A 20,348-nucleotide genomic window follows, 5' to 3' on the forward strand; every position below is an offset into this window, starting at 1 on the left:
ATCATTTCCGCTTATTCTTTTTGTCATCTGTGAGTACCTGTTTGCGTGCCTACTTGATCCATGGAAGATGCCATTTAGGTATTCCCCATGTAGTTTTTCCTTTTTTTCGTGTACTGCGTATAGCACGTGGCAGACTGCCATAAAATTCAAAACACCTCATCCTAGACCTAAGGATGGGGTGTTTTTGGATTAATTCTTATATCATTAGAAGCATAACCTTCGATCTGTGGTGCTGACGCGCATGCAGGGATGGATGAAATTGCATTCGTCTATATACAGGGAGTGAGTTTGCACTAAACTACGTTTTTCTTTCTCAATATATCATCCCTACAGCTGAACATCTGCGTATTGATCCCGATATTTCTCGTTATACACCCGGCCTACCGACTCCGCCAGACCCCCGCGTGCCTTGCTCGGATAGCGTTCAATCGTGTGATAAAGTCTCATGAAGCGATCCTTGGGCATAAAGCGGGCGTAGCGGGTAATAAGACTAGGGAATAACTCAATATATTTGCTCTTGCGTACGGCAGCAGCAGCTACGGCTGTAAGTATCTGAATTCCATTGTGGAGCTGTAAAATGTTCACTTCATAGGTTGCGATATAACGAATCGCATCTTCACGGATCAAATCGGGCTTAAGCCGAGCAATCTCACCAATATATTCAGCCAGCAGCCGCTCGAAGCTACGTAAGAGCAAGGGCTTGAGCTGCAGATCCATATCACTGCGTAGGACAAAGGATTGTAACAGCGCAACCTGTTGCAGTCGAATCCGGTCATTGTAGACGAGTGAGCCGATCTCGCGGAGCATCTCATAGGCAAGTGCTTCATCCTGTTTTCGAGCTTCGGCGACCAGAGCCCAATTGCGGTTAATACCCTGGCGGATGAGTTCCTCATCCTGTTGTAACGTGCGCTTCAACTCGCGCTGCTGCTCTACCTCGAATGAACGTTTCTGCATGAAGATCAGTAAGGCCAGAAGCAACAGGGAAACGCTGGCTGCCGCCATGGTCTGATCTATGGTCTCACCGAAATAGGTAGCAGCTACACCGAACAATATCGTAATGAACAAGTCGCGTGCAATCCGACGTTTTACACGGGAAGTTGCCTTCGCTTGAACGGAATTGAGGGTACCCCGGCCACAGGCCGTGCACTCATCTTCCCACAGGCAGGTGTACTTTCCACAACGTGAGCAGACTTGCAACTTTTCATAGGCATAGGTCGTTCGATGAAATGGTCTTATGGATACAACTAGTTTAGTACTCATGCTTAATCACGCTCACCATTCAGAATAGTGTAGAGGGTACGATCCGTGTCTTCGCGGGAGATTGGTTTCCGCCGATGAAGCTGGAGTGCAGTTACCTTTATAATGACAAAAAGAAACAATATGGCGAGGCATCCGTATGTAACCATAATCCGTTCCCTTCTATGGCTTGGTGAACAAGCGCTGTTATATTGCAGTTTGCTGGCAATAACTATATCATATTTCCATAGTTGGTACTTTTGTGCCAGTTCAAGGCATGAAATCGTCGATTTTTGTCAGTCATTACAAAACTGTAACTCAAGATAGGGGTGCTTTTCAGAATTTGTTAGTAGACTGTTAAGATTTCCTTAAGGCTTGACGCCTATAATAAACTATTCCCATTTTAATCTCAAACGTGAAGGAGTACACCCAATGCTGCGGACACGCAAAATACGCTGGCTTAGTGGAACGATGGTTCTGCTGGCAATTCTAACGCTACTGTTACCTCAAGCGTTGCTGCCACAAGCTGCAGCGGCTCAGGCACAGACAAGCGGAATCGATGCGGTACTTGTAGCCGATGTAAGTAACTCAATGAATACAAGTGACCGTGACAAGATTAGTAATGAAGCCATGAAAATGTTTATTGATATGCTGCCGGTCCAGGGGGACAAGGTAGGGATTGTTGCTTATACCGATCAGGTAGAGCGGGAAAAGGCTATGCTGGAGATTCAGTCCGATGCGGACAAGAGCAGCCTGAAGGATTTTATTGATCAGCTTGGCCGGGGGCCATATACCGATGTCTCAGTTGGTGTCGCCGAAGCCGTGAACATACTGAATCATGGTGCAGACCCATCCCACTCGCCAATGATCGTGCTGCTGGCGGATGGCAACAATGACTTTAACAAAACCAAAGGCCGTACACAGGCACAATCTGATGCTGACCTGGCAAAAGCCGTGAAGGAAGCACAGGATCAGGGTATTCCGGTGTATACGATTGGATTGAACGCCGATGGCAAGCTGAACAAGAATGCACTCGCAGACCTGGCTCAGCAGACTGGAGGTAAATCATTCATTACCGATACGCCGGATGATCTGCCACAGATTCTGAGTGAGATCTTCGCGGATCATGCCAAACTGAATGTGGTAAAGCTGCCCTCTGTAACGGGAAACGGCAGTTATCAGGAAGTTACCGTGAATGTACCGAATGACAGTGTATTGGAAGCAAACATTTCGATCATGTCTTCGAAGCCGGTGGAAGTGCAATTGACGGACCCTTCCGGACAAGCCGTGGACCTGAACTCGGATGCAGCCAAGCTCTCGACGTCGAAGAGTTATTCACTCGTGAAGCTGTTGAAACCCCAAGAAGGAGACTGGAAACTTCGGGTAAAAGGGGCTCCGAAAGACAGCATCGATATCAACCTGTTGTTCAACTATGATCTTCAGCTCGTTGTGGACCCAATTAAGACCAAGTCCTATACCAAAGAGGACAAGGTTGATCTTGCAGCCAAACTGGAGAATGGCGGTCAGCCGCTTCAGGATAATGATCTGTATACAGATATGAAGGCCACGCTGGTTGTGAAAGATGTAGATACAGGTAAAAGCGAGGAACAACCGCTGGAAAACACAGGTTCTGGTTTTGCCGGAACGTTTGAAGTACCGGACAATCATAACTATGAATTAGTCATCCGTGCGGAAGAAGACAGCTTCTACCGTGAAAGTGAGCCAATCACGATCAACGCGAGTGGATCAGCCGGAAGTGGATCTCAACCAACAACGTCAGGCGGTGAACAGGACAAGCCGTTTCCTTGGTTGCCTGTCATCCTGGGTGTTATAGCCCTGATCGTGGTTGGTGTTGGTGCCTGGTTCCTGATGGGCTGGCTGAAACGCAAAAACCGGGGATTTGTAGGTCAGATGGTTGTGGAGATTCGTGATGAGAACACGGGAGACAAGTCTTATCCGCAATATAAAAAGCTGGTATCCTTCCGGGGCAGATTCCATCTACATCAGTTGTTGCAACTGGACCCTGAGCTGAAGGAAACCGAAAAATATGTATTTACGCCCAGCAATGGGGATCGAATTATAATCCGTAACACCGCAGGCGGTACCTTGGAGAAATCCGGTCGTGCAGTCGATGCAAGCTCAGGCGTTGAACTGAAGAACGGTGACCGACTGAGCATCCCGCTGCAACAGGCGGACAAGACCATTTTAATTGAATATCTGGTGTGAAGGATTATTTGATTTAAGTTGATTGTTTAGTTTAAAAGGATGCCAATAAAATTTGGGACCAACTGTTTACACGAGAACGCAGAGGACAGAAATAACGTGAAGAAGCGGAAGCGTTCGCCTTTATCCCCGGATTTTCACTTTGTAAAAGTGAATTGAAAAAATCTGGGGATAACAGCGATCGGAATGTTATTCTGTCATCGGAGTGGCAAGTGTAATGAAGTTGCAGTTCCAACTTTGTTAATCAAAGGAGGACATGGAATGAAACCGATTGTTAGAGAACATATTCAGCAACTGGATGTATCACTTGGCGGAGGTATTGTCAGTGAGAAGATCAGAGTTGATACGATTGATAATCCCATTCTGATTATCGGTCTGGGAGGAACGGGAATTGACGCACTGCTGCGTCTCAAATATCAGATCAACCGTCGTTTCAAGCTGCCACAAGACCCGGTATCCAAGAAAAAAATGGACAAGCCGGACAATGTGGAGTTTCTGGCTTTTGAGACAAACGAACAGGATCGTGCCAAAAAGTATAAAGGGATCGGACTTGATCCGATCAATGAATTCGTGCTGCTGTCCAATGCTGAGATTGGCGGACTTCTACAGAACCGCAGCGTGCTGGAGCCGTACATTACGGACTGGCTGTCTCCCGAACTGAGCATCACGGACGGTATGAACGGCGCCGCAGGTGTACGTCAGGCTGGACGTCTGCTCCTGTTCACCAAGATTAATCAGGTCGTACAGGCCATCGACAAAAAGATCAAAACCTTATCCGTAGGCACCAACAAAAAACTGATGGTGTTCCTGCTGACAGGTCTGTCCGGCGGTACAGGCAGCGGCTGTTTCCTCGATATTTCCTATATCGTGCGCGGTATTATCGAACGGGATCACGGCTCTGCCGGGATTGACCGCGTCAATACGCTTGGATACCTGTTCACGCCAGACGTGAACCTGTCCAACAAAAGCTTAAGCGAACACACTCGCGAATACATTCGCAAGAATGGATATGCTGCGCTCAAAGAGCTGGATTATTGGATGAACGTGGATAGCCGCGGTGAGCGATTTACACAGAAGTACGGCAATATTTTAACAGTTAACTCACCACTGCCGCCATTTAACCTGTGTCATCTGATCTCTGCGACGAACACCGAAGGCAAACTGCTGGAGAACGCCTACGATTACTGCATGAACGTCACGGCCGAGAACATTACCAACTTCATGGCAAGTGAGGAGAAGCAGTCTGGTGAGGAGTTTGCGATCCATGACTATATCAGCAACATTCGCACCAACATTGCACAGATGAACAAGGTGTACCCGGCAAACTATGATTACAACATCATCGGTGCATCTTCGGCTGTCCTGCCGATCGAAGAGATGACCACATATCTGGCGTATCGCATGTTCGATAAAATGAACACCATGTTCTCCAAAGCGCCAAACCAGGAGGATACCGAGAAGTTTGCCCGCAAGCTGGGCATTGATCTCGAAAGTGTGGTCAAGTCCTTTGAAGCCCGCGTGCCTGAGCCGCTACCTGGTTATCAGAACAGCGAGCGTTTATCCTATGGCAACGTGGTGAAATCACAGGTTGTGAATATGGATACTGAACTGGAGCAGAACTTCCTGGCTCGTGCTCGTGAAGAATATATTAAAGCGAAGAAACAACTGCCTGGTGAGATTGCGGGTCAGTTCACCGAACAGATCCGGCGTATGTTTTTGCATCCCGAACAAGGTCCGTTTTATGTCTCCCGTCTGATTTATACGGAAAAAGGTTTCTGTGTACTGAAGATGATTCAGTCGTACATCGAAACCCTGCGTGAGAATGCCTTCCGCATTCCGCGTGATATTGAAGCAGCTCAGGAGCAGTCCGAAGAGAAACTGGGCGATGCGAAGAGTGCTTTTGTCTCCAAAGAGAAGAAAAAGAATGCTTATATTGAAGCAAAAATTCATGAGTACTGGCTGCACGCCGACGTGGAACGCAACGATCAGATGATCGAGTTCTATGAAGATCTGTATGAGTTGCTGAACCAGGAAAACAGCCGCATTTATAACGTATTTACCGAAACGCTGAATGCCCTTAGCTCGATATTCACGAAGAACGGTGACCTCCTGACACGTGGCGAAGAACAAGCCGATCACAAAGGCAACAAAACATATTACTGGAACGTTGTAAGTGTACCGGATATCGTCAGTGTGGTGGACGGGCTGTTGGATAAACGTGATACAGATGATCTGATCCGTGACTTCTCTCGTGAATTGCTGGAAAACTCCAGCCAATGGGTGAAAGAAAACGAGATTGATATCGTCAGCTCCATCTCCGACTTCCTGAGTGAGAAATTCGGTGATCTGATTACCCGTTCCATGGAAGATTTCCTGGTGATCAAATACGGTCAGGATGAGTCAGTCGAGAAATTCGTGGAACGTTTCATTGCTGGCAAGTTGGATGATGAGGCTGTTCCGGTGTTCAATCTGAGCAACAGTACAGGCAGTCTGCATTTCCCTTCATGGGGATTTGTATCGGTACCGGCACAGGCGCCGGGCATTCTGAAAGGGATTCGCAATTATCAGAACAATGCGGTAGGCAAATCTCATTTTACCGTTAAGGAAAGTGAAGTGCGTAACCGGATATTCTGGCTGAACACCCGCAACGGGGTACCACTCTTTGTGTATACACCGCTCAAAGTATATGAGGAAAGTTATGAACGTACCATTTTGGACAAAGAAGGCATTGGTCGTCACTTGGTGCAAACGGAGAAAAACAACTGGACCTATCTGCCGTCTCCGATTCCGGAGAAATCATGGGGAGATGTGTACGAGAACGCCCGCGTGAAGCAGTATAACGCCCGTGTGCGTAACGAATTTGAGCAGGCGCTTGTATACAACATTTTGACAGCCAAATCCATTGATGAGAATACAAGCAATCGGTATGCGATTGTGACAACAGAAGCGTTTGATTTGTCTGCCAAACTGGGAGCTTACGACATGCGTCTCACGTCCACCACGCCGAACCTCGGCGAAGTGAAGCGGGCGGTGATCGAGCTAAAACGTCTGCAATCCGAAGGGTTGCCACGTGTGGGAGTTAAGGATATTTTCGGCAGTATTAATGAAGATATGGCCAAAGAAAACCTGGTACGCTCTCCGCAGCTGATCGCGCGCGTACGTGAGGAACTGGCGAAGATGAATGCCATCTCGGCCAAAGTCGCCGAACTCGAAGGCATTCTTGCCCAGTACCAGGACGAAGAGCAATGGTATGACCGCTTCATCGAAGCGTTATATACCGACACCATCGTCAAAAAAGGTGCGCTCTACGTCTATGACCGTGACCCGGAAGAAGACGCATGGGAGCCGTTCGCAAACTTGATGAAGAGCCGTAACTTTGCCGAGTATGAGGTGTTTGGCAACTTCCGCGGTCTGGCGGAGAAGGATCGCAGTACATTGCTGCGCAAAGCCTCCCGCCGCGATAACGATCTTACAGCTTCTGAGGATATCACCCCACTGCTGACAAAGCTGGATGATCTGGCTGCCCTGTTCATGGAATCGCGTGATCGTCTCGAATACGAGCGGGTAGAACTGGCTAACGGAGAAGACATCTATCAGTTCTACAGAACGATGTCGTCCAAGCTGAACGACATTCGCAGAAGGCTGAAGTAAGATGGCGGTCGGGATGGAGTTCAATTCGAACAATACCCTGAAGCGTGATCTGGAGAAGTATGCAGCGCAGTATGCAATAGAGCAGGAGCGTCAAGGCAGCCTGGGTGATGGACGCAGCAGTATCCATTACCCGGCGCTGTTCCTGTTTGTGGGTGATCTGGTTGCACCTGCAGTGTCTGCTGTGCAGGAGATCAATCGGCTAAAATGGGATAACGGAGACGGTGTGGTCTACGTTCAGATTGGTACAGAAGATCAGAAAGAGCATCCGGGTGAAAAGAGGAATATTGGCTCGTCCGATGATGGGCAGGTGACTTGTCACCGCTTGCCTCTGTCCGCTGGGCAGACGGAGCGACCGTCCAAAACACGGCGCAAGGATGTACACCGCAGTTTCCACGAATCGGATCAGGCGCTCTACGATCTGAATCGTACGCTTCGTCGGGTCAGTAACCGAATTGCCGAATATGGACGGTTATACTCGTCATTTGATCGGATTTACGTTACGGTGGTAACCAGAGCGGATGATCCGTTGAATGTATTGTTGCCAGAGCTCACCAAGCTGACGGAGACCATTTTGTCCCAAGCCTTCAAGTCGGTGCAGACGGATCTGCATGTATTGGTCAGCGAGATGGAACAGGTGGATTCCTTCGGGTATGCCAGCGCAGCAGGCCTCGCTTTTCTGCGGGAACTGGATTATATGCAGTCGCTGGACTACACGTTCAGCGGTAAACTGCTGGTGACGGAGGATGGGATCTCCATTCCGGTTACACATCCCGCGTCACCGTTGTTTGATCTGGTATATCTGTTGTCCGACAAAAATGAGCGTGGAACCGGCGTTCCCGGTGGCTGGATCGAAAATGCCGAGATCATCTGCCGCATCTGCCTGCTGAAGAACAGGAAGCAGGATGTGGATCACTCGGGTAGCGTTTCAAGCACGGGAGCGAACACGTACAACAATACATCTTTTAAAAACAATATTCGTACTACCTCTGATCAGCATGGTTATGCCAGCGCGGGTTTTGCCGAGATCAGGCGGCCAAACAAGCCGATTGCATTGGCGGTGTTATATCACATGTATCGGTATCTGCTTGCACGCATGCGGCAGGAGCCGGATTGGAGCATCAAGGACAAGCTCGCTTTCTTTGGACTGGACGCAGCCTCGGTGGAACGCAAAGTCGAAGGCCTGCTGCCCGATGAAGATCTGGTTAGTGGCATGAGTGGCATCATGACGCATAACGTCAGTTTCTCTGATCTGAAGCCGCTCTCACTTCGTGAAGCGGAGAGAGCGTTGTTTGGACAAGGAGCTGAAGCGTACTTCCGCGATAACGTTGTCCGTCTTGTCGAAGAGCGTGTGCGCGAGCGCAGCTCTAGCGGTTCCCTGCGCCGTCATGCTGAACATTCCCGCGCGGAGCATCCAGAGGTTGGTTACTTCCAGTGGGCGGCCTGGAGTGACAGTGAGCCTGGCAGTGTGCGTGAAGCGCTGCTCGGATTGATTCGGGATAAATCGATGCAGCTTGAATCGGCACGTGCTCTACTGGAGCAACGTCAGCAAGAGCGAGTGGAAGATCAGTCGTTCAAACGAGCGTTGTTCCGTGATAAACAGAATGTGCGCAATCTGATTGACTGCATGCTGGAGCGAGTGTATGTACCAAAGGTAGAATTACTGCGACTGGAAAATGAATTACATCTGCTGCGTATCTACGATACGGAGATGGAAGAACTTCATCGTTTTAGTCGTCACGTCACAGCAGCACTTGAAGCGCTGGAACGCACACTGCGAGAGACAGCTGCCCAAAGTATCGCTGCTGCCGATGAATACATCGGCCAGAACGTGATGGAGTACTACGGCAAAGTGATGGAAGAGCTAATCATCGACCTGGAAGCCAAGCGCGGACGGGATGTATGGTTTGAAGACCGTTACATGGGAGACATGAACCGGCTTGCCACGGAAGGCGATGACCGTCTGCTGAAACGGCTGATGGAGGTATGTCACTCGTTGCTGCTTACGGCAGAGCCGTTGCAATTGCCATTTGAAGAAGAGCTGTTGCAGCGTGCTAACGTTACGATTGCCTACGGAGATAAAGATGTATTAACCCGCGATGATCTGTTCCGCAGGTTGTACCACACGCTGGAGGATCAGGCGGTTGTTCGGGTCCGGGTATTCGATTATACGCAGGAACATCGATATGAAGAGAAGTATTTCTTTGGTGACCATCATAGTGCTTTCATGCACTACGCGGCACATGCCGAAGAGACGTCACGTATCTACAAGTTGGGTGTGGTGTACGAAGAACGCAGTAGTGGCGTGGAGAAGCTGAATCTGATGGGCGGTTTCCATCTGGAGGATCTCATGGTGTATCGGAACGGCAAGGTATATTATGACTCGTACACGGAGAATGGCTATGAACTTCACCCCGCTGGTCTGGTGGAAAAGTTGTCACCCATTCGTTAAGACGCCGGCGGTGTCCTGACACCCAGCACCAATCTTGTATTAACTCAGCCTGTTTACGGCTGGTATGGAAAGGATGCATGTAGACATGCAGCGAAAAATCAATCTTCTCCTGGTCCTGTTCAGCCTGATTGGCGGGGCAGTGGGCTTTGCGGCAGGAGAAATCATGCTGCGTCAATGGCTTGGGGAGATGCCACGTCTGTTGCTGATGGGATTATACTTTGGCGTACTGGCGCTGAGCGTTGGATTGTTCTGTTTGATCGCAGAGATGATCTCACCCAAGCTGAATGGCGCTTCATGGAAGCTCCGGTATCTGGGACTGTCGTGGAAATTGCTTGTTCCGGCAACACTGGCTCTGTTATTTGTTGTTGGACTCGCCCTGCAATTGTTGTATCAGATCAATCCGGGCGGTGTGAAGCAAGTGAAGGACATCGTACTGATGATCGATAACTCGGGTAGCATGAGCGAGACAGATCCGGATAACGGACGCTTTGAAGCAGCCAAGACACTGATCAGCCAAATGGAGAGTGACAAACAGGTAGCTGTCATTACGTTTGATGACCAACCGCAGTTGTTACAGCCGTTTATTGCGCTGGATAGTGAAGCGGCCAAGAATGAGGTTTATAGCAAAATCGATGGCATTGTCACGACTTCGGGCGGCACCAATTTTGATGCCGTGCTGCGGGAAGGCATGGAGCAGATTCAGGGCAAACAGGACCCGAAACGCGGTACCGTCGTCATCTTGTTATCCGATGGCTTCAGTGAAGCGGCCACGACCGATATTTTGTCCCAATATAACAACGAACAGATCTCTATTAATACAGTCGGCCTAAGCCTGGTGGACCCATCAGGTACGGATCTGCTACGTAATATTGCTCAGCAAACGGGCGGCATGTACTATGATGTACCAGATTCCGGTGGTCTGAATCTGGCATTCCAGCAGATCTACGATACGATTGATGAACGGACGCTGGTAACGGAGCGTACAGGCATGATGGAGCACAGCGTTTATCTGGCGATTTTCCGTGTAGCAGCAGTGTTACTGATTGGCGTGGCGCTGGGTGTGTCACTCGGACTCGTGTTTGATAACCGTCATCTCGCCCTCAGCTTTGGTATTGGTGGTGCGGTGTCGGGCCTACTGGCAGGGCTTCTGCTGGAGTGGGGACTCGACGGTTCGAACGTGGGGGATACATTCGTACGTCTTGGTGCGATGCTCATTTTGTCTGGCGTATTGACCCTCTTCTCCTGGATTGTTCCGATTAAGGAGAACACGCCGCGGAAGAGCAGGGGTCGTCGTGAAGCTGGCGGCGGAACTTCTTCTGCCGAAGGGTTTGGTCAGAGACCAAGAGATACACGCAGCAAAGGATTCTAACGTCGGGAGGTCAATGGAAATGCGGTTTACGGATGCAGACCCTTCGACACCCTTGATTCGAAAACTGACACTTGCGGTGGACGAAGGGCGTTGTACACTTCGCTGGCTCTGGCCGGAACGGGTAGAAGCTGTGTATGTGGAACGGCTGGAGCTGGATATGATGAGCGATGATCGTACCGGGGAAGAGCCTGCACAGGGCAAGCTGAAGCTGTACACGAGAGAGGAATATAAGGCGAGCAATGGTTACACGGATCGGATTACAGGTTTTGGTGCCATCAAGTACACCGTGTATGTGTGTCAGATGGAGGAAGAGGGACCTGTACTGATCCGTCAACGAGACGAGGACAACATGGTGATTGCAAGCGCAGGGAAGGCGGATATCCGCTTTTCCATTCGCTACAAGAGCGGTTTTTTTCAGAAACGAAAAAGTGTATTGATCACCGTCACAGCGGAAGTACCTGTTCCAAAGGAAGCCCTCTGTTATGTTCGCAAACAGGGCGGGGTTCCGCTGAATAAGGAAGATGGTACGGTGTATCCTTTTGTGAGTGATTTTGCTCCCGGAAGAAATGAGATGCCGCCCGTTGAAGTTGCCAAGGATGATTATGTGCGATTATTCTTCACGGATGGACCGAAATATGGAGCCGCCTATCGGCTTATATCAGACTAGATAGTTGGACTAGCGATTGGGAGGTTACTCTGTCATCGTAGTGCAAGTGTATATCACCTTAGTCTGACTGATCAGGGGAGGGGAGTGGCTATGAGCTTTTTTAGTCGGTTTTTGAAGAGACAACAGCCGGAGGAACGTCCGCTGTTTTACGATATTGTATGCCCTTATTGTTTCAGCAAGTTTTCACCGGAAGAGGTGGTGTTCCGCGCTGCCCATCACCGTGATGATGATGAGGACTACGCACTCGGGGAAGATGCGAAGTTGAATCGGTATCGCGAAAGGTTCGGACTCGACACGGTATTTGATATGGAGGCGGTATTGGCACCCCATGATGTACCGGAGGAACACCGTATTTATTCCGATAACATCGTGATGGGGCTGAACGATCGGTATGGTGTCGTTACGCGTCGCCGCTTGTGTCCGCAATGTCATAACGAGCTGCCTGTTACGGCGGGTAAAGCACCGAGCAATATCATATCCATCATTGGTGCATCCCAGGTGGGGAAATCCGTCTACATGACTTCATTAATTCATACATTGCAGCATTATACGGCCGATCATTTTGACGCGGCTTGCATGCCATTGAATGCGGAGATCAGCCGCCGGTTCCGTGCGGATTATGAAGAACCGTTGTTTGAACGGGGGGATCTGCTGGATTCCACACAGAAGGAGAAACTGCAGGAGCCGTTTATCTTCCAATTTGTGTTCAAGGACGAAGATAAAGCGCCGCTGACACTGGTTTTCTTCGACGTTGCGGGTGAAGGTATGGTGGAGCAGGATTATCTCGGACTTCACGGGCAGCACATCAAGAACTCGGCAGGTATCCTGTTCATGGTGGACCCGCTTCAGATTCGTTCGATTCGGGACAAAATCCGCATTAACCTGGGCAACGAGCCGGGAGAGTGGACACCACGATACGATGAGCCGCGTGATGTGGTGCTGACGATGTTTGGAGATTTTATCGCGTACCAGGACAAAGCCAAGACCAATATTCCAACGGCTGTTGTGCTCACCAAAAGCGACATGCTGCATTCCCTCAAGGATGAAGAGGGGGATTATATCAAATCCAACAGTAATGTCTTCCGCAACATGGTGCACCGCGATTGGTTCGACTTAACCGAGTTCGAGAATATCGACGGGGAGATCCGGCGTTTTATCGAGAAGGTGGATCGCCCATTCAAGGGCACGATGGATGTGTACTTCAAGGATACAGCCTATTTCGCAGTCTCTGCGCTGGGTAGCAATCCGGTGGATATGAAATTGCAGGGTGTGGTTAGTCCGATTCGCGTGGATGAACCCTTCTTATGGCTATTGTACAAGCTGAAATACATTGAGGGGAGAGTGGGATGATGCGTTCTTCCGTAACCCCGCCCATTGAACAACAGCTGTATACCCGAGAGCGGCGCGGGGTGTTTCGCACAACAGAGGGGTTTGATACGGTTGCGGCATCGCCGGGACTGGACCCTTCTTTTATTAAAAAAGTGCTTCACCCCTACTGTGTCTATGATGCTCCAGCGGAGCTAACAGGCCGTAGCGAGAAGGACGAGACGAAGTTTCCGGCTGCCATTCACCTGCTTCATCTGGAGAGTGGAGAGACGATTCTTGGGCAAAATGTGTACCAGTCTGCAGATTTCACCGGGCTACGCAGTGCCTTTTTTGCACATAATTACGTCTTGTCTCCCGAACGCTCGGAAGAGCAGATGAAACAAGGCGGCTGGCTGGATGCCGTGTTCGCCACGTCCTATGACATCGAACAAGGTACAGTTCTGCCAGCACTTGCTGAATTGCCTATATCACCTAGGAGCGGACAGGGTGGGGCGACCGATGCTGGCGTAGGATCACCCACCCAAGTGCTGAGCACCTTGAAGATGAACGAAGTGCTGTTCAAGCGCCTGCTCTATGCGGTAATGCAGTCTGTAGCGACACGCAGAAAAGTATACATTGCTCTGGACCTTCCCGCAGAGGAAGTGACCGCAGGGGCCAAAGGATTGTTACGTTTGCTGTACACGGCTTTACCATACGCATTCCGGCGGCAGCTGGGATTCATGACGTTTGCCAAGGAGCCACAGGCCAAGAAGGGCATCCACGTCCAGTTTGTTGAGCGAGGGACGTTACGTCCGAAAGACCGGAATACGGAGAAGGATTTCACCTTTGATCTCGTATCAGGCAGAGTGACACATGCGGATGCATCTGTGGCGAAGTTACCTTATGCAGAATTCGCTTGGGCCTTATTGCAGGAACCTGCGGCGGCGGATGCGTTCTATACGTTTGCGGATGAAATGTTGTCCGGCATGGAACCTGGGCGGGAACTTTCCATTGAAGCCTATGGTGAACTTGCGGTGTTCTACGGTCTTGAACAAGGCATGGAAGACCTGTATCTGGATAACAAAAGTCATGTCCTGAGTGGCTTGCTGACCTATTTGAAGCCGGATGGTGGATTACAGCAACGTTCCCGTCTGAACGAGCTGTTCCTGACCTTGCTCAGCAGGGAACTGGACAGCGTGAAGCGTGAGAACGTACCCGAAGAAGACGTCGCAGCTCGCATTGGCGAATATTTCAGTGTTGCCGCGCCCGTGGTGCAATCCCGGATAGTGGACTATTTTATCTACGGTGTGAATAATGCCCGCGCTCAGAAGCGTATGCGTGCTGTGCAGGAATTGTATGCTGTGCTGGATCGGGATCCGCAGCTGAATCGGGCTTTCTTTGATAAAGTGCTGGCCAATGAATCGCTCACTAAGCTGTTGTTCGAGCCTTATCTGGACAATCAGCTGAAACGCACGGAATCGGCAGCGAACGTTGTGGAAGTGATCCGAAGATGGGTTACGTCCCATCCATCTGCGATCCACTACAGCCTCTTGCAGGAGCGGACAGCCAATGAGCTGCGTGAACGGTTATGTTCTGCGCCTAATCCGGTACAGTCTGCGAATGAAGCCCTCCAGCGTGTTAACATACTGGATCGGGTATCCGCTGATGTCACCTATGATACAGGCATTACGGCACGAATTGGTCAATCTGAAGCTACAGCCCGTCCTAATCGCAAAGGGGGATCTCCGTCTGCCAGTCAAGATCCGGCATATCAGGAAGAGTTAACCCGCCTTGCAGACAAGCTGGCTTATGTCATTAACCTGTTTATGATTCAGGATCTGGATCTGGAACGGGTTAACCGTGAACAGCTATTAAGCATTGATATTTTACAGCATGGCAATGAGGTTCGGGATTGGGCGGCACGTCAGGGCTCTGATGTATCTGCTCGAACGAACATGATGCTGGCTGCGAGAGTGTGGCTTAGTGGCGAGGGGAATGAAGAAGAGGCATTGGAGGCACTTTCCCTGGCAGAACGCAATGAACTTCAACGCTGGACGCGTCGCTGGCTTGCCGGAGAGCTACAGGCTCATCCGGGGATTGCGGCATATGAAGCTTTGCCGATGGCTTTTTATAGGGGAGGAAGCGGCAGCAATCGGTTGGATTATCCTGGCCTGATTGAATTCATCCGCACCAATGCAAGTCGTGCTGAAGGGCTGTATCCATTCTTCGAATGGTCAGGAGATCATCGGATGTTTGTCCGGGGTTCCAATGCGCATAAAGGATATGCGGATGCCATCGTGGCGTATTTCAAAGCCCATGACCGTGAAGCTTTCAAGTCGAAGTCAGCTTTCAAACCGTATTACGTGAGAGCCAGCAAGACAATGAAGCCGGTCTATGACCGTGCGAAGACGGAATTGTCCTCTCCACTGGTGCGGATGCTAACGGGTAAAAGGAAAAATCTGTTCGGATTAATCCTCTTGATCCTGGTTCTGGGTATTGCTGGCGGTACATATGCATGGATGAAAGATTCTGTAGAGCCGCCAGCGGCATCCCCTCCATCTACCCAGGAGCCTGTCATACCGGCTGAACCGGAGGTGCAGCTCGCGGAGCAGATTGCTTATATGATTCCTGCGAGTGAACAGGAGGGTACGGAATCACCTGCTCAACTGGTGATCCGTTTCAGGAATGATACGGGAAGCACTGAGTTTGAGCAAGGCAAACTTCAATTGACGATGAAGGATGGCAGCACTCAAGATTGGGATGCTACAGGCAAGTGGGAGAGTTTTAATCGGAATGAAGAGCCTGATACCCAAGATACCTCCGATGGTGGCTCAGGAAGTACTTCCGAAGGAAGCACGGATGGTTCTTTAGCGGGAAACGCGGGGAACACAGAGCAGACGCAGGATGGCGATCAGCAGGCCGATCCTTCAACATCGGGTGATTCCACTTCAGATCCTGCTACTGATACAACAACGGATACAGGGACGAATGCACCGTCTAATGCTGGGAGTGGAGACACGGATCAAGGTACGGATGCCGATCAAGCTACTGGTTCCACATCGCCTGACACATCTGTATCCAATGAACAGGATGCGAACACTCCTGCACAGATGTCTATTGGAGAGGTAGATCGTCTCTATCCGTATGGATTGCAGATCAATCTTCCAGCGAATATGGATGCCGAGAGCATTGTCAGTGTGAAAAGTACGCAGGGCAGTATGACTGTAATTCAATTGATGCCTCAGCCGAAGCTGTAAGTTATTTTATATGAGCATGTTGCATAGATTCATTAAGTGTCTTTTGATCCAATAATGAAAAATGCTGGCTTCATTCTTATTAAACGAGCGTATGTGAGATGACCTTGAACTTTAGATTTCAAGGTCATCTTTTTTTATTTGATATGGCGGATACAGCCATTGCATGAAAAAAACTCACACATTCACAATTCAGACACAAAATTTGCGATTCAAGAGTTTGAAAAACAGTCAGAAGTGATAAAGTGCGCGGAATGAATGAGAAAAGATCTCATGTGTACTTGGGGAAAGAGCGGGATTTCTGCTACAGAAAGACCAAATAAAGCACGAAAAGAGAAGAAAATTTGGTTTTTTATGTTGACAAATGATAATGATTATCAGTATCTTTAGTGTAGAAGATATTTGCGTCGGAAATCACAGAATTACAATTTCGTTTTTGTTGTCATAGCCGGATTACATAACCGGGATAAATGAGAGAGGGATGATCGCATGTTTCGTCTGGAGACGACCAAGCTGGATATCGCTTATGAGGAAAGACTAATTGTAGAGGATCTGAATATTCAGATTCCCCAAGGAAAAATTACAGCACTTGTTGGAGCCAATGGTTCAGGGAAGTCAACCATCCTGAAAACGATGGCACGTATTATGGCTCCAAAAGCAGGTAATGTATTGCTCGACGGGAAGTCCATCCATAAACAGTCCACGCGTGAAGTTGCCAAGCAACTTGCGATTTTGCCACAGAATCCAACAGCCCCTGAAGGTCTTACCGTTACTGAATTGGTATCGTATGGTCGCTTTCCTTATCAAAAAGGATTTGGCTCCATGCGTGCGGAAGACAAACGTATGATTGAATGGGCTATTGAAGTGACAGCCATGACTGAATTCCATGATCGTCCGATTGATCAACTGTCCGGTGGACAGCGTCAACGTGCCTGGATTGCCATGGCACTTGCACAAGAAACAGATATCCTTTTCCTGGACGAGCCGACTACGTTCCTGGATATGGCTCACCAGCTCGAAGTATTGCAATTACTGGAGCAACTGAATGCCACAGCCAACCGTACCATTGTTATGGTTGTGCATGACTTGAATCATGCTTCCCGCTACGCACATCACATGATTGGTATCAAAAAAGGTAAAGCCATCGCTCATGGTTCACCTGTGGAAGTTATGAACTCAGATGTACTTCGTGAAGTATTCAACATTGAAGCAGATATCGTGATTGATCCGCGTTCCGGTGTACCGCTCTGCTTGCCTTACGCTCTTGCAGGCGAACGCCAGCAATCGAAGACGCCAGAGCAGCTGGTCATGAACAGCGCGATGGTTCATGCTGGAGGACGGGCAGAACCACGTGTTCAAGCGACAGGAAGTTAACGAAATGGGCCATATGTGGTCCTTACATTATAGAATGAAGCCGCTGTGCGCTATCGCACGCGGCTCTTTTGCATTCATGGGGGATTTGCAATGCATGGGAGCAAAGGGGACGAGTAGACCCGGGATTTGGTAATCACATTGGATCAGGTTTATAATAATAGGACAGGCTGTGGGTTCATTGGTTATGCCAACGTGCTCGCAACAGCCCAAACCAACATATGTCATGGGAGGAATCAGTCATGTCCGTATATTCATATCAGGCGGTAACCACCGCGAACCAAGAAGTCTCACTGGATCTGTATCAAGGTAAGGTATTGGTCATTGCCAATACAGCCAGCAAGTGTGGGCTGACCCCGCAATACGGTGAATTGCAAAAGCTTTATGATCGTTATCGTGATCAAGGCTTGGTTGTACTGGGTTTCCCTTGTAACCAGTTTGGAGGGCAGGAGCCAGGTACAAGTGAGGAAGCAGAATCATTTTGCCAGATTAACTATGGTGTGAATTTCCCGGTGTTTGCCAAGGTAGATGTGAATGGTGAGGGCACTCATCCCCTGTTCCAATACCTGAAGGAGCAACAACCAGGCATAGGCGAAACAAGCTACATCCAATGGAACTTCACCAAGTTCCTTGTTAACCGTGAAGGTGAAGTGGTAGGTCGTGTTGAACCAAAAGAATCTCCGGAGACAATGATTGCAGATATCGAGAAATTGCTCGGTTAATACAAGAACGTTTGAGAAGCCTGTCCTAGCATAAACAAGGATGGGCTTCTTTGATTATTTTATATACGCAGATTTATTCTCTTCACAGGTAGGAGTTGGATCCATGAAATCAACCCTGTAATGAAAATTGAAGCCATTTATTTTTTGTACAAGTAAAACATGAATGCAAGAGAGGACTCTAACTTTATACGTCCACACTGTGTTCATACAGGGATCACGGAAGCCATTACATAGCATAAACCCGCCCAAATCCGGGGACAATGAAATCAATACAATGAAGGGAAGAAAGGCGTAAATACAGGGAAATGACCTCCTTCGACAAACTTTTTTTGCTCAACCTATTGCAATGTGAAAAATATCACATTATAATGAGTGTATAAAGTGAAATAAATCACATACACAGTTTCGAATAAGAAGTGAAATGTTTCACAACCATAACAACCTTATATTCAAACTCATTTATATATTTCGAGGAGGAACTTTTAATGAAAATCGCAGTTATCGGATGTACACACGCAGGAACCGCAGCCATCGTAAATACCGCCAAATTGTACCCGGATGCTACCATCACGGTGTATGAGCGCAATGACAATATCTCCTTCCTATCTTGTGGCATTGCGCTCTACGTAGGTGGGGTTGTGAAAGACCCTGACGGTTTGTTCTATTCTTCGCCTAATCAACTGGCAGAGCTTGGTGTCGAGACCAAGATGCTTCATGAAGTAACAGCAGTAGATGCCAAGGGCCATACCCTTCAGGCTAAAAACCTGCAAACCGGGGAAGAATTTGAAGATACGTTTGACAAACTGATCGTGACAACGGGGTCATGGCCTGTCGTTCCGAAGCTTGAAGGCATCGAGATGGACAACATCTTACTTTGCAAAAACTACAATCATTCCAACACGATTATTGAAAAAGCCAAAGATGCCAAACGTGTTACCGTTGTAGGTGCAGGATATATCGGCGTAGAACTGGTCGAAGCTTTCCAAATGAACGGCAAGGAAGTTACCCTGATCGACAGTGTGGACCGGATTTTGAACAAATACCTGGACCCTGAATTCACGGATGCGATCGAAGACACGTTGACTGGACGCGGCATCAAGCTGGCTCTTGGTCAAACGGTACAGAAGTTTACTGGTGAAAATGGCAAAGTGACTAAGGTGATCACGTCCAAAGGAGAGTTTGAAACCGATCTGGTTATTCTGTGCATTGGTTTCCGCCCAAATACAGAGCTGCTCAAAGGCCAAGTGGATATGCTGCCAAACGGCGCAATCATCGTGGATAAATATATGCAAACGAGTCAAAAAGACGTCTTCGCTGCGGGTGACAGCTGTGCTATTCATTACAACCCAACAGGCAAAGCATCTTACATTCCACTGGCAACCAACGCCGTGCGGATGGGTACACTCGTAGCCCGTAACCTGGTTCGTCCTACGACACCGTATATGGGTACACAAGGAACATCGGGTATCAAAATTTATGAGCAAAATATCGCGGGTACAGGGATGACGGAAATGTCTGCTGCTGACGAAGGCTTGATTGTTGAATCCGTGGTACTGGAAGACAGCTACCGTCCGGAGTTTATGCCAACGGCTGAGAAACTGTTGCTCAAAGTGGTATATGAGCAGGCTACTCGTCGGATCGTTGGAGCACAGGTGATGTCTCAGGTTGATCTGACCCAATCGATTAATACGATCTCGGTCTGCATCCAAAATAACATGACCGTAGATGAGCTGGCCTTCATCGACTTCTTCTTCCAGCCACATTACAACAAACCATGGAACTTCCTGAACACGGCTGGTCTGCAAGCACTGCCTCCAATAGAAGTAAAAGCACCAGCAATGGTGTAAGGAAGCAGAATAGATGGTTGAACAGCGATCTTGATAAACGCCATACAAAGATAAGTCATGCTTGTCCGTAAATAAGAGCTGTGCGATAACTGCCAAGATTACGAAACAAGGCGGACGATTATAAAGGAAAGAGAAGACTGACGAGTATATCGTCAGTCTTCTTTTTTTGTTGTTTTAGCTACAAAAGGCCTTACTATACGCTTGCTGAGTTAACTATTCCAAGACACTCTTAAAGTATCTTTTTTAAACAACAT

12 protein-coding genes are annotated in these 20,348 nt (G+C 48.8%); 10 read left to right on the plus strand and 2 right to left on the minus strand.

Annotated features, from left to right (window positions below; genetic code table 11):
- Window positions 1–327: 327 nt before the first annotated feature.
- Together MHB71_RS27515 and MHB71_RS27520 are read right to left on the minus strand one after the other, a co-directional pair.
- Window positions 328–1,260, minus strand: coding sequence for a hypothetical protein (locus MHB71_RS27515; RefSeq protein ID WP_036667826.1), 933 nt, complete (start codon window positions 1,258–1,260; stop codon window positions 328–330).
- A gap of 2 nt (window positions 1,261–1,262) precedes the next feature.
- Window positions 1,263–1,406, minus strand: coding sequence for a hypothetical protein (locus MHB71_RS27520; protein ID WP_179086527.1), 144 nt, complete (start codon window positions 1,404–1,406; stop codon window positions 1,263–1,265).
- A gap of 262 nt (window positions 1,407–1,668) precedes the next feature.
- Here MHB71_RS27520 and MHB71_RS27525 point away from each other — a divergent pair, with 262 nt between their 5' ends.
- The 10 genes from MHB71_RS27525 (at window position 1,669) to MHB71_RS27570 (ending at window position 20,094) form a co-directional block, all read left to right on the plus strand.
- Window positions 1,669–3,462, plus strand: coding sequence for a VWA domain-containing protein (locus tag MHB71_RS27525; protein ID WP_036667825.1), 1,794 nt, complete (start codon window positions 1,669–1,671; stop codon window positions 3,460–3,462).
- Window positions 3,463–3,720: 258 nt separating this feature from the next.
- On the plus strand, window positions 3,721–7,110 hold the full coding sequence (locus MHB71_RS27530) for a tubulin-like doman-containing protein (RefSeq protein ID WP_036667823.1): 3,390 nt from the start codon (window positions 3,721–3,723) through the stop codon (window positions 7,108–7,110).
- 1 nt (window position 7,111) lies between these two features.
- Window positions 7,112–9,559, plus strand: coding sequence for a transcription initiation factor TFIID (locus tag MHB71_RS27535; protein ID WP_340028195.1), 2,448 nt, complete (start codon window positions 7,112–7,114; stop codon window positions 9,557–9,559).
- Window positions 9,560–9,644: 85 nt separating this feature from the next.
- Entirely contained in the window at window positions 9,645–10,928 is a 1,284-nt protein-coding gene (locus MHB71_RS27540) for a vWA domain-containing protein (protein ID WP_340028196.1), read from the plus strand.
- A gap of 19 nt (window positions 10,929–10,947) precedes the next feature.
- Window positions 10,948–11,595: a beta-mannanase gene (locus MHB71_RS27545; protein WP_076209731.1), complete on the plus strand. Its 648-nt coding sequence runs from the start codon at window positions 10,948–10,950 to the stop codon at window positions 11,593–11,595.
- Between the two features lie 90 nt (window positions 11,596–11,685).
- Entirely contained in the window at window positions 11,686–12,945 is a 1,260-nt protein-coding gene (locus MHB71_RS27550; RefSeq protein WP_024632789.1) for a hypothetical protein, read from the plus strand.
- Window positions 12,942–16,157 carry a hypothetical protein gene (locus MHB71_RS27555; RefSeq protein ID WP_340028197.1) on the plus strand — a complete coding sequence of 1,072 codons (3,216 nt, stop codon included), beginning with the start codon at window positions 12,942–12,944 and terminating at the stop codon, window positions 16,155–16,157. The genes MHB71_RS27550 and MHB71_RS27555 overlap by 4 nt, the downstream gene beginning before the upstream one ends.
- A gap of 486 nt (window positions 16,158–16,643) precedes the next feature.
- The gene (locus MHB71_RS27560; RefSeq protein WP_036612750.1) at window positions 16,644–17,528 is read left to right on the plus strand and encodes an ABC transporter ATP-binding protein; all 885 of its coding nucleotides are present in this window, start codon (window positions 16,644–16,646) and stop codon (window positions 17,526–17,528) included.
- Window positions 17,529–17,767: 239 nt separating this feature from the next.
- Complete coding sequence (locus tag MHB71_RS27565) at window positions 17,768–18,247, plus strand: glutathione peroxidase (protein WP_340028198.1); 480 nt, start codon at window positions 17,768–17,770, stop codon at window positions 18,245–18,247.
- A gap of 485 nt (window positions 18,248–18,732) precedes the next feature.
- A complete protein-coding gene (locus tag MHB71_RS27570; protein ID WP_074092585.1) occupies window positions 18,733–20,094 on the plus strand; it encodes an FAD-dependent oxidoreductase in 1,362 nt (453 codons plus the stop codon).
- Window positions 20,095–20,348 lie beyond the last annotated feature (254 nt).

This window comes from Paenibacillus sp. FSL H7-0940 (genome assembly GCF_037979415.1).
Taxonomy (GTDB): Bacteria; Bacillota; Bacilli; order Paenibacillales; family Paenibacillaceae; genus Paenibacillus; species Paenibacillus amylolyticus.